A 14757-nucleotide genomic window follows, 5' to 3' on the forward strand; every position below is an offset into this window, starting at 1 on the left:
TGCCTGCACTGCGGCCTGTGCGCCGAGCGATGCCCGACCGGGGCGTGGGACATGCAGAAGGTTCTTATCGAGATGACCCATGCCGGCGGGTGTTCGAAATGACCCGCCCGACCGCCGCCGTGAACGACTTCGTGGTCAAGTTCGCCAACGTCAACGGCTCCGGCTCGGCCAGCGCCAACGGCCTCTTCGTCAAGGCGATCCTCCGGATGGGGGTGGCGGTGGCGGCGCGGAACATCTTCCCGTCGAACATCCAGGGCCTGCCGACCTGGTACGAGATCCGGGTCAGCGGCCATGGCTGGTTGGGTCGGCGCGGCGGCGTGGACCTGATGGTCGCCCTCAACCCCCAGACCTGGGACCGCGACGTCGCCGAGATCGATACGGGCGGCTACCTCTTCTACGATTCCACCAAACCCATGCCGGCCAGCAAGTTCCGGGAGGACATCACGGTCGTCGGCGTCCCCCTCACTGCCCTTTGCAACGCCGCCTACGTCGAGCCGTCAAAGCGGAAGGTGATGAAAAACATCATCTGCCTGGGCGCCCTGACCTTCCTGCTCGGCATCGAGCAGGACGTCGTCGAAGCGCTTCTGGCAGAGGAATACGCCTCCAAGCCGGCGATGATTCCGGCCAATATCGAGGCCCTCCATATCGGCTTCGACCACGCGAAACAGAACCTCAAGCCGCTCGGTCTGCAGCTGAAGCGGGCCGACGCCGTAGGGGACCGGATCTTTGTCGACGGCAACACAGCGGCCGCGCTCGGCGCGGTCTACGGCGGGGCCACGGTCTGCGCCTGGTACCCCATCACCCCGTCGACCTCGCTGGCGGAGGCCTTCACGGAATACTGCCGCAAGCTGCGTCACGACCCGGAGACCGGGCAGGCCCGCTATGCCATCGTCCAGGCGGAGGACGAGATCGCATCGATCGGCATGGTCGTCGGCGCCGGCTGGAACGGCGCGCGCGCCTTCACCTGCACTTCGGGGCCGGGCGTCTCGCTGATGCAGGAGTTCATCGGCCTGTCCTATTTCGCCGAAATCCCGGCCGTGATCTTCGACGTCCAGCGCGGCGGTCCCTCCACAGGCATGCCGACCCGCACCCAACAGTCCGACATCCTGTCAGCGGCCTACGCCAGCCACGGCGACACCAAACACGTCCTGCTGCTGCCCGAAGGTCCGGGCGAATGCTTCGAAATGGGCGCCAGCGCCTTCGACCTGGCCGACCGGCTGCAGACCATGGTCTTCGTCATGCTCGACCTCGACATGGGCATGAATGAATGGCTGGTCGAACCCTTCCGGTGGGACGACAGCCGCTGCCTCGACCACGGCAAGGTCATGACGGCGGAAATGCTCGAGGCGGGCGCCGACTTCGGTCGCTACAAGGATGTCGACGGCGACGGCATCCCGTACCGCACCCTGCCGGCGACGCACCCTTCGAAGGGCGCCTATTTCACCCGCGGCACCTCGCGCGATCCCTACGCCCGCTACAGCGAGGAGGGTGCCGTCTATGTCGACAACATGGAGCGGCTGCTGCGCAAGTTCGACACGGCCAGGACGCTCGTGCCCGCGCCGATCCTGCGCAAGGCCCGGGAGCGGACGTCCTATGGCGTGATCTATTATGGCTCCACCTCTCCTGCGATGGACGAGGCTCTGGCGGGTCTTGAAGCACGGGGTCTGAACGTCGATGCCCTGCGCGTTCGGGCCTTCCCCTTCCCCGGCGAGGTGTTCGAATTCATCGCCCATCACGAACTGGTCTTCGTGGTCGAGCAGAACCGGGACGCCCAGCTCCGCACCCTGCTGATCAACGAAGGCGGGGTCGACCCGGCCCGGCTGGTCAAGGTGCTCAACTACGATGGCTCGCCGATCACAGCCCGCTTCATCCAGGCCGAATTGGCAAGGGGGATGGGCGCGGTCGACGCCAATGCGGCCGGGGAGATGGCGCAATGACATACATCGTCAAACCGCAGTTCCATCACCCCTCCCTGCCGACCAACAAGCTCGGCTTCACCCGCCGCGACTACGAGGGTCGGGTCTCGACCCTGTGCGCGGGCTGCGGCCACGACTCGATCAGCGCCGCCATCGTTCAGGCCTGTTTCGAGATTGATCTGGAGCCCCATCGCCTCGCCAAACTCTCCGGCATCGGCTGTTCGTCCAAGACGCCGGACTATTTCCTCAGCGCCAGCCATGGCTTCAACACCGTGCACGGGCGGATGCCGTCGGTGCTGACCGGCGCCAACCTCGCCAATCGCGAGCTTATCTATCTGGGCGTATCGGGCGACGGCGACAGCGCCTCGATCGGTCTGGGCCAATTCGCCCACGCCATGCGGCGCGGGGTCAACATGGCCTATATCGTCGAGAACAACGGGGTGTACGGCCTGACCAAGGGGCAGTTCTCGGCGACCGCCGACAAGGGCAGCAAGTCCAAGAAGGGCGCGGTCAATTCCGACAGCGGCATCGACCTGGTCGCCATGGCCCTGCAGCTGGGCGCCACTTTCGTCGGCCGCAGCTTCTCCGGCGACAAGGACCAGCTGGTGCCCCTGATCAAGGCGGCCCTGACGCACAAGGGCGCGGCCTTCATCGATGTGCTCAGTCCCTGCGTGGCGTTCAACAACCACAAGGGATCAACCAAGAGTTTCGACTGGGTGCGCGAGCACAATGAGGCGGTCAACCGGCTGGATGTGATCCTAGGTCGCGCGCCAGTCACCGCCGCCTACCCGCCGGGCTCACTGGTTGAGGTGGCCCAGCACGACGGATCGGTCCTGATGCTGCGCAAGGTCGCCCGGGACTACGACGCGACAGACCGGGTCAAGGCCATGGCCTATCTGCACGAACGGGAAGCCGTCGGCGAGATCGTCACCGGCCTGCTCTATGTTGAGGCCGAGTCCGAAGATCTGCATGACGCCCTGGCGACCGTCGCGAAGCCGCTCAACGCCCTGTCCGATGCTGAACTGGTTCCGGGCGCGGCGGCTCTCGACCGGATCAACGCGGCGCTTCGCTAGGCGGCGCGCCGGGCGTTTCCGGTTGAAGATCGATCGGAACGGAAACCTCGCATTGTCGCGGCGTTCAAGGTTCTGCAAGCTCGCTTCGGAACTCCATGCCCCAGCCCTCAGACCCTCGTCATTCACGCCGTTTCGAAGCGATCCTCAGGCCGACACCCGATGGGCTGTGGTGTCCGGGCGGCGCCTTCTTCATCGATCCGCCGCGGCCTGTCGATCGGGCGGTCATCACCCATGGTCATGCGGACCATGCACGGGCGGGGCATGGAGCGGTGCTGGCGACACCCGAGACCCTCGCCATCATGGGCGAGCGCTACGGCCATGACTTCGCCGGGCACACACAGCCGCTGGCCTATGGTGAGCAGGTCACGGTCGGGGACGTCGAGCTGTCTCTGGCGCCGGCGGGCCATGTGTTGGGCTCGGCGCAAGCGACCGTCCGCCAGCACGGTCTGACGATCACCGCCTCGGGCGACTACAAGCGCCGCCGCGACCCGACCTGCGCACTGTTCGAACCCGTGCCCAGCGACGTCTTCATCACCGAAGCGACTTTTGGCCTGCCGGTCTTCCGCCATCCACCGGATACACAGGAGATCGCGCGGCTGCTGCGCTCGGTTCAGCAGTTTCCCGAGCGCGCCCATCTGGTTGGCGCCTATGCCCTGGGCAAGGCGCAGCGGGTGATCCGGCTGCTGCGTGAAGCCGGGTATGACGAGACCATCTATGTCCACGGCGCACTGGAACGCCTGAACCGTCTCTACGAGCATTTCGGCGTGACGCTGGGCCCGCTGGCGCCGGCGACGGGATCAAAGGCCGACTTCGCCGGCCGGATCATCATCGCCCCGCCATCTGCGCTGGCGGATCGGTGGAGCCGACGCTTCCCCGATCCCGTCACCGCCTTCGCCTCTGGCTGGATGAGCGTCCGGGCTCGCGCGCGACAGCGCGGCGTGGAACTCCCGCTCGTACTGTCTGACCACGCCGACTGGGATGAGCTGACGGAGACGCTGACGGAACTGTCGCCGCAGGAGGTCTGGATCACCCATGGACGCGACGACGCCCTGCGCCGTTGGGCGGAGCTGAATGGCCTCAAGGCGCGGGCCCTGCACCTTGTGGGCTATGAGGACGAGGACGACGACTGATGCGCGCCTTCGCCGCCCTGCTGGATCGCCTGTCGCTGACGGCGTCGCGCAACGCCAAGCTCCGTCTGATCCGCGACCATCTGGCGGACACGCCGGACCCCGACCGCGGATGGGCGCTCGCCGCCCTGACCGGCGCCCTGACCTTCACCGCCGCCAAGCCCGCCATGATCCGCCGGGCCGTCGAGGCGCGCGTCGATCCCGAACTGTTCCGCCTGTCCTACGACTATGTCGGAGATCTCGCCGAAACCGTCGCCCTGATCTGGCCAGCACGTCACGGCGCCAATCGCGAGCCGGACCTGTCCGAGGTGATCGACGCCCTGACGCAGGCAAGGCGCGGCGATGTGCAGGGCCTGCTGGAAGGCTGGCTGGACGCCCTCGACGCCGACGGCCGTTGGGCCCTTCTGAAGCTGGTGACGGGGGGGCTGCGCGTCGGAGTCTCGGCGCGGCTGGCGTGGCAGGCGGCGGCTGATTTCGGCGGGGTGGAGGTGCCGGACATCCAGGAGGTCTGGCATGCCCAGTCACCGCCCTATGCCGACCTTCTGGCCTGGCTGGACGGCCGGGCCGAGCGTCCCTCGGCCGATGCCCACGGCCGCTTCCGGCCGGTCATGCTGGCCCAGCCGATCGACGAAGCGGAGATGGCGAAGCTGGATCCCTCCGCCTATGTCGCCGAATGGAAATGGGACGGCATACGCGTGCAGGCCGTCAGCGAGGGCGGGGTAAGGCGCCTGTACAGCCGCACCGGCGAGGACATATCACCCACCTTCCCGGACGTGCTGGCGGCCCTGACCCATGAGGGGGTCATCGACGGCGAGCTTCTGGTGCTGCGCGAGGGACGGGTCGGTTCATTCGGCGACCTTCAGCAGCGACTGAACCGCAAGACGGCGGACGCCAAGGTGATGACGGCATATCCCGCCGGCATTCGCGCCTATGACCTGCTGGCGGCGGACGGAGTCGAACTGCGCAAGCTGAGCTTTGCAGAGCGGCGGGCCCGGCTGGAGGCTCTGGTCGCGTTGCTTGCGTCCGACCGGATCGATCTGTCCCCGATCCAGCCCTTCGCCTCATGGGACGACCTCGCGGCGCTGCGCTCAATGCCGCCGGAGGGCGACCCACAGGCAGCGGAAGGCCTGATGCTGAAACGACTCGACAGCGTCTATGAGGCGGGCCGCCCCAAGGGGCCGTGGTTCAAGTGGAAGAAGGACCCGCATCTGGTCGACGCCGTGCTGATGTATGCCCAGCGAGGGCACGGCAAACGGTCCAGCTTCTATTCCGACTTCACCTTCGGGGTCTGGACCGAGGACATCGACGGCAGTCACGCCCTGACACCGGTGGGCAAGGCCTATTTCGGCTTCACCGATGAGGAGCTGAAGCAGCTCGACAAATTCGTCCGCGACAACACCGTCGAACGCTTCGGCCCGGTGCGGTCGGTCAAGGCGAGCCGCGAGTTCGGCCTCGTACTCGAGGTGGCCTTCGAGGGGCTGCAACGGTCGAAGCGTCACAAGTCCGGGGTCGCCATGCGCTTCCCCCGGATCAGCCGCATCCGCTGGGACAAGCCGGCGAAGGAGGCGGACGAGCTGACGACGCTGGAAGGGATGCTGGATCAGGCCGGGAGGCAATGAACGGAAGCGGGCCTGCCCATCCATCAACCTCGGCCGAACCGTTCGATCCGGAAGGGTGCGAGATCGATCACCGGCTCCGTTCCTTGCGCCAGTGACGCCGTCAGCTCGGCGGTGATCGCTGACATGGTCAGACCGAGGTGCTGGTGACCGAAGGCATAGAGGATGCGCGGGTCACGCTCCAGCCGCCCGATGGCCGGCAGATAGTCAGGCAGGGTCGGCCGCGGCCCGACCCACCGATCCGGCTCCGGCGAGAAGCGAATGCCGAGATCGCCAAGCCGCCGCTCCAGCGCCCGCCATTTGCGCGGATCGCCGGGCGCATCGGGCGAGCCGAACTCGACGAAACTGGAGGCGCGCAGACCACTGGTGAAGCGGGAAACCACCATCGAATGCTCCTCGAACACCGTCGGCGGCAGGGTCTCGTCCCAGCTGTGGTCGGCGCTCTGTACCGAATAGCCGCGCTCGGCGATCACCGGGGCGTCGACGCCGAGCCCGCGCATCAGCCAACCGGCCCATGCCCCCGCCGCGACCAGCGCGCCTTCGGCCTCGCGCGCTCCGCCGCCGTCGAGATGAGCGATCACGCGATCGCCGCCCGACAGACGTTCGACCCTAGCATGGACCACCTCCCCGCCTTGCGCCTTGAAGGCGGCCATCAGGGCGTCACGGGCGGCCTGTGGCTCGCTCACCTGGGCCGTGCCGGAAAAGCGAATGCCCGCGACCGGCGCGCGGGTCATCACCTCCGCATAGCGGGCCAGATCGTCCGCATCCATCGACCTGAACGTGGTGCTGCCGGTCGGCGACCTTTCCCACGCCTTGAGCCCCTTCCCGGCTGCCTGCTCCGACATCCAGACCACGGCATGGCCGTCGCGACCGACGATCCCGGGCGCTCCGGAGAAGTCGGCCAGTCGCCGCCATGCCGGCAGTGCCTGAGCGAGGATGGCGGTCAGGGCCGCCTGCCCGCGCGCGTGCTGCGCCGGACCAGAGGCCGCGATGAACCGCATCGCCCACGGCCCCCACAGGCCGGCGTCCCGCCAGCGGAAATCGAGCGGTCCGCCGAGGCCGAACAGACGGCCCGGAAACGTCCGCAGACTCTCGCGCGACGCCAGCGGCGACACCTGTTCGGCCGCGATATGTCCGATATTGCCGAATGAGGCGGCGCGGCGCGGATCGCCCGGGTCGATCAGGGTCACGGCGAAGCCCGCCGCCTGCAGCCGCAGCGCGGAGGCGGCCCCGACCAGACCGCCGCCGATAACGAGCCAGGACTTTGGTTGCATCGGACTCCCGTTGCCTCGACCTCAGGATCGTATACGATAATGGCTTAAGTCACTGGAAGCGAGGACCCGATGTCGATTTCCTGGGAGGGCGTGATCCCCGCCGCCACCACGCAGTTCGCGGCGGATTTCTCGATCGATTTCGACTCCACCGCGACGGTGCAGGATGGCCTCATCCGCGACGGCGTGCACGGGCTGATCGTCATGGGCACCGTGGGCGAGAACAACTCGCTCGACGCCGACGAGAAGCGCGCCATGCTGGCCGCGACGGTGAAGACCGTGGCCGGACGCGTGCCGGTGATCGCGGGCGTCGCCGAGCTGGACACCCGTCGCGCAGCCGCCTTCGCCCGCGACGCCGAGACCATCGGGGCCGACGGCCTCATGGTCCTGCCGGCCATGGTCTATGTGCCGACCCAGGCCGAACTGGCCGCCCATTTCCGCACCGTGGCCGAGGCCACCGGCCTGCCGATCATGCTGTACAACAACCCGCCGGCCTATCGGGTCAGCATCGGCTTCGAGGCCCTGCACGCCCTGTCGGACCTGCCCAATGTCGTCGCCCTCAAGGAGAGCGCGCCCGACACGCGCCGCTTCACCGACCTGCTCAACGAGTTCGGCGACCGCTACGTCCTGTTCGCCGGTCTCGACGATGTGGCGCTGGAAGGCCTGATGCTGGGCGCCCAGGGTTGGGTGTCCGGCCTGACCAACGCCTTCCCGAAGGAATCCCTGGCCCTGTGGGACGCGTTCAAGCGCGGCGACATGCAGACGGCCCTCGCCATCTACCGCTGGTTCATGCCCCTGCTCCACCTCGACGCCGACCATGACCTGGTCCAGTCCATCAAGATCGCCGAACAGGTTATGGGACGCGGCCATGAGCGCGTCCGGCCACCGCGCCATCCGCTGGTCGGCGCGCGTCGGGCCGAGGTGATCGCCATGGTCGAAAAGGCCGCCGCGACCCGACCGGTCCTGTAGCCATGGCGCGGCACGTCTTCCGCTGCATAGACGGCCACACCGCCGGCAATCCCGTGCGGCTGGTGATTGAGGGCGCGCCTGAACTGACCGGCGATACGATGAGCGCCCGGCGTCAGGACTTCATGACCCGCTACGACTGGATCCGCACCGGCCTCTGTTTCGAGCCACGTGGCCACGACATGATGAGCGGCGGCTTTCTGTATCCGCCGACCACGCCCGAGGCCGACGTCGGCATCCTGTTCATCGAGACCAGCGGCTGCCTGCCCATGTGCGGTCACGGCACCATCGGCATCATCACCTTCGCGCTGGAGCACGGGCTGATCAAACCGCGCACGCTGGGCAAGGTCATCGCCGAGGTGCCCGCCGGCGTGATCGAACTGGACTATGTGCAGGACGGCACGCGCGTCCGGTCCGTCCGCATTCGCAATGTGCCGTCGTATCTGGCGCAGCAGGGCATCGAGATCGACGTTCCCGGGTTCGGCCCCCTGACCATCGACGTCGCCTATGGCGGAAACTTCTACGCCATCATCGAACCCCAGGGCGCCTATGCCGGCCTGGACGATCTGGGTGCCGCCCGCATCCTGCAACTGTCGCCGGTCATCCGGGCCTTGCTGCGCGAGGTCTATACGCCCGTCCATCCGCTCGACCCGACAATCCGCGGCGTCTCCCACCTTCTGTGGGCCGACAAGCCGAAGGGCGAGGGCGCGGATGGCCGAAACGCCGTCTTCTACGGCGACAAGGCCATCGACCGCAGTCCATGCGGGACAGGCACCTCCGCGCGCCTGGCGCATCTACACGCGACAGGCCGGCTGCCGGTCGGTCAGGCCTTCGTCCATGAAAGCTATATCGGCAGCCGGTTCATCGGCCGAGTGGAAGCCGAGACAGAGGTCGGCGGCCGCCCCGCCATCATCCCCTCGGTCGAGGGCTCGGCCATCGCCACAAGCCTGAACGAGATCTGGATCGACGACGAGGACGTCTTCGCCCACGGATTTCAGGTGGTCTGAGGATGACGACCCGCGCGCCGCGTCTGCTGCCCGACCAGGTCTTCACCGAGGCGCGCGAACGCATCCTCTCGGGCCGCCTGCCCGCCGATGCCCCGATCCGTCAGGACGCCCTCGCGCTGGAGCTGGGCGTCAGCAAAATTCCCCTGCGTGAGGCCCTCGCTCGGCTCGAGAGCGAGGGGCTGGTCGTCTCCCACCCCAACCGCGGCTTCATCGTCCGGCCCCTGTCGCGCGCCGACGCCGAGGACGTCTTCGACCTGCGCCTTCGTATTGAACCGATCGCCTGCGTGCTCGGCGCGCTTGAGGCCGACGCGGCCGCGCATGAAGCGGCCCGTAGCGCCTTCGCCGCACTGGACGCCGCGCTGAAGAACGGCCTCGCCGATGTCGGACGCCGCAATCGCGAGTTCCACCTGGCGCTGGTCCGGCCTTCAGGCCGCGCGGTGACCATCGAGACGGTCGACCGGCTGCTCGCCCTGTCCGAACGCTATGTACGGGTGCACCTTGGCGAGCACCGCCGACTCGACCGGGCCAGTCACGAGCATGAAGCCCTGCTTCAGGCCTGGCTGGAACGCCGGACCGAGACCGTTCGTCGGGAAGCCCGCGCGCACATCAGGGCCACGCTCGTCGACCTGCGGGCCCAGCTGCCAGAGGTCTAGCCGGCCAGCCAGGCCGGGACGTCGGCGAACGGTTCGTCGAGGCTGTGCTGCGGCTGGGTGAACCACGCTGGCCCGGCGTCGGTCATGTGGAAATGGTCCTCCAGCCGCACACCGAACCGACCGGGCACGACGATCATCGGCTCGTTGGAGAAGCACATGCCGGTCGCCAGCGGCGTGGCATCCCCCTTCACCAGATACGGCCCTTCATGGATATCCAGGCCGATGCCGTGGCCGGTGCGGTGCGGCAGGCCCGGCAGGCTGTAGTCCGGGCCGAATCCGTCGGCCTCGAGCGACCGCCGCGCCGCCGCGTCGACAGCCTCGCAGGGCACGCCCGGTCGCGCCGCCTCGAAGGCCGCCGCCTGCGCCCGCTTCTCGGCATCCCAGACGCGCCGCACGTCCGGGCTCGCGTCGCCGAACACATAGGTCCGGGTGATGTCGGAGCTGTAGCCGTCGATCCGCGTGCCGGTGTCGATCAGCACCACATCCCTTTCAGCGAGGACCCGGTCGCCCTCGCCGCCATGCGGCAGGGAGGTGTCCTCGCCGAAGGAGACGATGCAGAAGGAACTGCCCGACCCGCCCAGAGCCCGATGCTGGTCGTCGATGAAGCGGACGACCTCGGAGGCGCGCTGGCCGGCATGAAGCTGCGCGTGGGCGCGCCGGTGAACCTCGATGGTGATGGCCTTGGCGTGGGACATCAGCGCGATCTCGGCGGGCGACTTACGACTCCTCAGGGCATGGATCAGCGGCGCGGCGTCGGCCAGACGCGCATCGTCGATCTCGGCGCGCAGGCTCCGATACATGGCCAGCGCCATCCGCTCGTCGACGGCCATCCGCACGGTGGGGCCGATCCGGTCGGCGACGAGCCTCCAGGGGCTCTCATCTTCCTCCCAGGTCAGGACCTCGCCCGGAAGACCGATCAGCCCCTCGACCTTTTCCAGCTCGAACTGCGGTGTGATGTAATCGAGGCCGCCCGCGGCATGGACCAAGGCACCCACGAGGCGTTCGGACGCATACCAGTCGAGGCCGGTGAAATAGCGCAGGCTGGAAGTCGAACCCAGCAGCACGGTCGCGACCCCTGCCGCTTCCATGCTCATTCGAAGACCCGTCAGACGCGCCTGCCGCTCGACCGCGCCGATCGGGGCCGGAACCGATGTTGAACCGCTCGCCATGACCTGCTCCGCGCGTCGCTGGATTGAGTATCGTATACGATCGTGCTCAGTTGGGCATCGAACGACAAGGGGGGGAAGACCTTGGTCCTGACAATTCTGCTGACGGCCCTGGCCCTGCTGGCTACGGCCTTCGTCGTGGTGCTCGGCCGGGCGGCGCTGAAGCGCGGGACCGGCGCGCCCGGACCTGAGTCCGTCATCCTCGGCGCCGTCGCCAATTTCTTCGACACCCTCGGCATCGGCTCATTCGCTCCGACGACCGCCTGGCTCCGGTTCCGCAAGATGACGCCCGACAGCTTCATCCCCGCGACGCTGAACGTCGGCCACGCCCTGCCGACCATGGTTCAGTCAGCGGTCTTTCTGGTGCTGCTGGGCATCCACGTCGACCCGATGCTGCTGGTCTCCTGCATCGTCGCGGCGGTGGCGGGCGCCGTGGTCGGAGCGCCGCTGATGGTCCGCGCCCCGGTGCGGGTGGTTCAGGGGATCGTCGGCGTCGCCCTGCTGATCGCAGCCGCGCTCTACGCCATGAGCAATCTGGACCTGATGCCGATCGGCGGAACCGCCACCGCACTGGAACCCAGCCTGATGTGGATCGCCATCGCAGGCCATTTCATCATGGGAATGCTGATGTCTTTCGGGATCGGCCTCTACGCCCCGGCCCTGATCCTGCTCAGCCTGCTGGGTCTGGACCCGCGCCTGGCCTTCCCGATCATGGCCAGCGCCTGCGCCTTCCTGATGCCGACCACCGGCTTCCGCTACATCAACGCCGAGCGGATCGACCTGCGGATCGTCATCGGCATCGCGCTGGGCGGCATACCGGCCGTTCTGGTCGCCGCTTTCGTGGTCAAGGAAATGCCGATCGAGCCGCTGCGTTGGGCGGTCGTGGTCGTGGTCCTCTATGCCGCCGCCCTGCTGTTGCGGGCAGCGGCCCAAAAGGAGATCGCGAAGGCCTAGTGGCGAACGCGGACGTAGTCGCCGGGCGCGGCGGCGCCGGCCTTGAGCTTGCCTGAGCCGACCTTGCGCGCCTTGACCTTGTCGTCGGCGGCGGCGGCGTCGAGCCAGCCCTGCCATTCCGGCCACCACGAGCCGGGCTTCTGCTCGGCGCCGGCCAGCCAGGCCTCCGCGTCGGCCGGGGCGTCATCATTGGTCCAGTAGCCGTGCTTGTTGGCCGCGGGCGGATTGATCATCCCGGCGTTGTGGCCTGAGCCGCCCAGCAGGAACCGCGTCGGTCCGCCGAAGAAGTGGCGGCCGGCATAGGTGTTCTTCCACGCCGAGACATGGTCGTCCTTGAGCGCCACGATCATCACCGGAGTCTCGATGGCCTTGAGGTCCAGCGTCACACCGTCGATGGCGACGCCGCCGTCCTTCAGTTGGTTGCCGCGCAGGATCTGACGCCCGTACTCCTTGAGCATGCGCGCCGGAATGCGGGAACCGTCGTCGAACCACCACAGCAGGTCCGAGGCGCGCGCCTCGTCGCCGAGCAGATAATGGTTCACCACCGACGACCAGATCAGGTCGTTGGCGCGCACCGCCGAGAACAGTTTGGTCAGGTCGTGCGCCTCGACATAGCCCTTGTCGTCCAGATAGCGGTCGAAGGCGTTCAGGTCCTGCTCGCTCGTGAACACCGACCATTCGCCCATGTCGCCGAAGTCGACGAGGGTCGCGATCAGGGTGGCGGAGGCGACCCGGTCGGCGCGGCCGGTCTGGGCCAGATAGGCGAGGGTCATGGCCGACAGGGTGCCGCCAAGGCAGTAGGACACCAGATCCGCGTCGGCCTCGCCCGTCGCGGCCTCGACGGCGTCGAGGGCGGCGATGACGCCATCCTTAACATAGGCATCCATGCCCGTGTCGGCGTGGCTCTCGTCGGGGTTGGCCCAGGAGATGACGAAGACGGTGTGGCCCTGATCCACAAGCCATTTCAGGTAGCTGGCCTTGGGCGTCAGGTCGAAGAGATAGTATTTGTTGACCAGCGGCGGCACGAACAGCAGCGGGCGGCGATAGACCTTGTCGGTCGTCGGCGCATACTGGATAAGTTCCATCAGGTCGTTCCGGAACACCACCGCCCCCGGGGTGGCGGCGACATTGACGCCCAGTTCGAAATCGTTCGGCGCACGGCGGCTGACCAGTCCCTGCCCCTTGCCGACGTCCTCCAGCAGGTTCGACAGACCGGTCATCAGGTTCAGACCGCCGCTCTCGATCGTGCGGCGCGCGACCTGCGGATTGGTGTGAGGGAAGTTGGTTGGCGCCAGGGCGTTCATCATCTGCCGGCTGGCGAAATCGACCTGCGCGCGGGTGGCGTCATCGACCGGGGCGGCGGCGACGAAATCCTGCAGCTGGCGCGCGGCCAGCAGATAAGCCTGTTTCAGATAGTCATAGACCGGCTCGTCGCTCCAGGCCGGGTCCGAGAACCGGCGGTCGCCCTTGGCCGGCACTGCGACGGGTTCGGCCTGCTGGCCCATGGCCCGTTCGCCCATGGTGCGCCACAGGGCGGTCCAGTCATTCCAGTTCCTGGCCTGGGCCTCCAGCAGGGCCGCCGGCTGGGTCATGACGGCGGTGTTGAAGTCGATCATCGCCCGCGTCAGCGTCGTCGGGTCGTAGGGCAGCGCCTGCGGAGTCGCGGCCTGGACCATGGTCGTACGCACCGCGGCGGCGGCGTTCTGCATCAGGGTGGTCAAGGCTTCAGCCACGACGGTCGGATCGGGCAGCTGGGGAACCGGCGGCTGGGAGACGGTCATGGGGCAGGCTTTCCGCTTACAGCGAGACGAGGACATCCACGGCCGCGCAATCACGCGGGGCCACGAACAGCAACGCCAGGGCGCGGTCCGGGTTCTCGGCCGCCCAGATCGGGCACGGAGCGTCGAACGCGTCGATCAGCGCGGCTGTCGGCACGGGAATAGCGTTCCGGATGGCGGGCGTATAGGCGGCGGAGTCGAAGGCCATGACGGTGTCCTCGGAACGGAGACGTTCGGATGACGACGATATGCCATGGCTTTTCTGTCCGGACGATGCCAAGGATTGCGGAATCGTTGTGCATTTTTGCACAGGAGCGGATCGTGGCCGATTTCAACTGGAACGACCTCCGCGCCTTCCTCGCCGTGGCCCGCACCGGGCGGCTGACGATGGCGGCGGCGCGGGTCAGCATGGACCACACCACCGTGGCCCGGCGCATCGCAGCGCTTGAGGACGGACTGGGCGCTCGCCTCTTCGACCGCAGTCCCCAAGGCTACGCCCTCACCCCGCATGGTGAACGGCTGATGCCGACGGCGGAAAAGATCGAGAGCTTGACCCTGCGGGCCGCCAACGAACTGGGCGAGTCCGATCAGGCCCTGATCGGCACGGTACGGATCGGCGCACCCGAAGGCTTCGGCAGCTATGTCCTCGCGCCCTTGATGGCGAAGCTGGCTGACCGGCATCCCGGACTGGATATACAGCTGGTGGCCATCTCCGGCGTGCTCAGCCTCTCCAAACGCGAGGCCGACATCGCCGTGACGCTCAGCGCGCCGCGCGAAGGCCGGCTGATCTCGCGCAAACTGACCGACTACGGCCTCAGCCTGTACGCCGCCCCGGCCTATCTCAACGCCCGCCCGCCTATCCGCACCCGCGCCGACATGGCCGGCCACCGCTTCATCGGCTACATCGGCGACCTGCTCTATGCGCCCGAGCTCGACTATATGCAGGCGCCGGACGTCGACATTCATGTCGCCCTGCAAAGCTCCAACCTGATCGCCCAGCTCCAGGCGGCACTCGCCGGCGCGGGCCTGTGCGTTCTGCCTGACTTCATCGCCGCCCGTGAAAGCGGCCTCCGCCGCGTGCTTCCCGACGCCGTGCATCTGGACCGCAGCCTTTGGCTGGTGACCCACGCCGACCTCAAGCCGCTGGCCCGCATCCGCGCCGTCACGGCGATGATCGTCGAGGCGGTCAGGGCCGACCGGGCCATGTTCACCGGCGGCTGACGCTGGACA

13 protein-coding genes are annotated in these 14757 nt (G+C 67.7%); 9 read left to right on the forward strand and 4 right to left on the reverse strand.

Translation table 11 applies throughout. The annotated features are described in order from the left end of the window. The first annotated feature begins 98 nt into the window (after positions 1-98). From B3E43_RS14500 to B3E43_RS14515, 4 genes are all read left to right on the forward strand, one after another. On the forward strand, positions 99-1937 hold the full coding sequence (locus B3E43_RS14500; protein WP_292030740.1) for a 2-oxoacid:acceptor oxidoreductase subunit alpha: 1839 nt from the start codon (positions 99-101) through the stop codon (positions 1935-1937). Continuing rightward, positions 1934-2989, forward strand: coding sequence for a 2-oxoacid:ferredoxin oxidoreductase subunit beta (locus B3E43_RS14505; protein WP_292030741.1), 1056 nt, complete (start codon positions 1934-1936; stop codon positions 2987-2989). Before B3E43_RS14500 ends, B3E43_RS14505 begins: the two co-directional genes overlap by 4 nt. A 95-nt stretch (positions 2990-3084) precedes the next feature. After that, positions 3085-4119 carry a ligase-associated DNA damage response exonuclease gene (locus tag B3E43_RS14510; RefSeq protein WP_292030742.1) on the forward strand — a complete coding sequence of 345 codons (1035 nt, stop codon included), beginning with the start codon at positions 3085-3087 and terminating at the stop codon, positions 4117-4119. Continuing rightward, positions 4119-5735 carry a cisplatin damage response ATP-dependent DNA ligase gene (locus B3E43_RS14515; protein WP_292030744.1) on the forward strand — a complete coding sequence of 539 codons (1617 nt, stop codon included), beginning with the start codon at positions 4119-4121 and terminating at the stop codon, positions 5733-5735. The genes B3E43_RS14510 and B3E43_RS14515 overlap by 1 nt, the downstream gene beginning before the upstream one ends. Positions 5736-5758: 23 nt before the next feature. Here B3E43_RS14515 and B3E43_RS14520 read toward each other — a convergent pair whose 3' ends face one another. After that, complete coding sequence (locus B3E43_RS14520) at positions 5759-7006, reverse strand: NAD(P)/FAD-dependent oxidoreductase (protein WP_292030746.1); 1248 nt, start codon at positions 7004-7006, stop codon at positions 5759-5761. A gap of 69 nt (positions 7007-7075) precedes the next feature. On the opposite strand from B3E43_RS14520, the gene B3E43_RS14525 reads away from it, so the two are divergent. The 3 genes from B3E43_RS14525 to B3E43_RS14535 are packed head-to-tail and all read left to right on the forward strand — an operon-like array spanning position 7076 to position 9629. Next, positions 7076-7972 (forward strand): dihydrodipicolinate synthase family protein, encoded by an 897-nt coding sequence (locus tag B3E43_RS14525; RefSeq protein WP_292030747.1) that lies wholly within the window; start codon positions 7076-7078, stop codon positions 7970-7972. Positions 7973-7974: 2 nt separating this feature from the next. Continuing rightward, positions 7975-8976 carry a 4-hydroxyproline epimerase gene (locus tag B3E43_RS14530; protein ID WP_292030748.1) on the forward strand — a complete coding sequence of 334 codons (1002 nt, stop codon included), beginning with the start codon at positions 7975-7977 and terminating at the stop codon, positions 8974-8976. Positions 8977-8978: 2 nt separating this feature from the next. After that, positions 8979-9629 carry a GntR family transcriptional regulator gene (locus B3E43_RS14535; protein ID WP_292030749.1) on the forward strand — a complete coding sequence of 217 codons (651 nt, stop codon included), beginning with the start codon at positions 8979-8981 and terminating at the stop codon, positions 9627-9629. Here B3E43_RS14535 and B3E43_RS14540 read toward each other — a convergent pair. Then, on the reverse strand, positions 9626-10798 hold the full coding sequence (locus B3E43_RS14540) for a M24 family metallopeptidase (RefSeq protein ID WP_292030751.1): 1173 nt from the start codon (positions 10796-10798) through the stop codon (positions 9626-9628). The two genes, B3E43_RS14535 and B3E43_RS14540, sit on opposite strands and share 4 nt — an antisense overlap. Positions 10799-10879: 81 nt before the next feature. On the opposite strand from B3E43_RS14540, the gene B3E43_RS14545 reads away from it, so the two are divergent. Further along, a complete protein-coding gene (locus B3E43_RS14545; RefSeq protein WP_292030753.1) occupies positions 10880-11749 on the forward strand; it encodes a TSUP family transporter in 870 nt (289 codons plus the stop codon). Here the strand turns inward: B3E43_RS14545 and B3E43_RS14550 are convergent. Both B3E43_RS14550 and B3E43_RS14555 read right to left on the reverse strand, forming a co-directional pair. Continuing rightward, a complete protein-coding gene (locus B3E43_RS14550; protein ID WP_292030755.1) occupies positions 11746-13530 on the reverse strand; it encodes a PHA/PHB synthase family protein in 1785 nt (594 codons plus the stop codon). The two genes, B3E43_RS14545 and B3E43_RS14550, sit on opposite strands and share 4 nt — an antisense overlap. 16 nt (positions 13531-13546) lie before the next feature. After that, on the reverse strand, positions 13547-13735 hold the full coding sequence (locus B3E43_RS14555; RefSeq protein ID WP_292030757.1) for a hypothetical protein: 189 nt from the start codon (positions 13733-13735) through the stop codon (positions 13547-13549). A 113-nt stretch (positions 13736-13848) separates the two neighbouring features. Between B3E43_RS14555 and B3E43_RS14560 the strand changes: the two genes are divergently transcribed. After that, positions 13849-14748: a LysR family transcriptional regulator gene (locus B3E43_RS14560; protein ID WP_292030760.1), complete on the forward strand. Its 900-nt coding sequence runs from the start codon at positions 13849-13851 to the stop codon at positions 14746-14748. The last annotated feature ends 9 nt before the right edge of the window (positions 14749-14757 follow it).

The organism is Brevundimonas sp. UBA2416 (genome assembly GCF_002343105.1).
Classification (GTDB): Bacteria; Pseudomonadota; Alphaproteobacteria; order Caulobacterales; family Caulobacteraceae; genus Brevundimonas.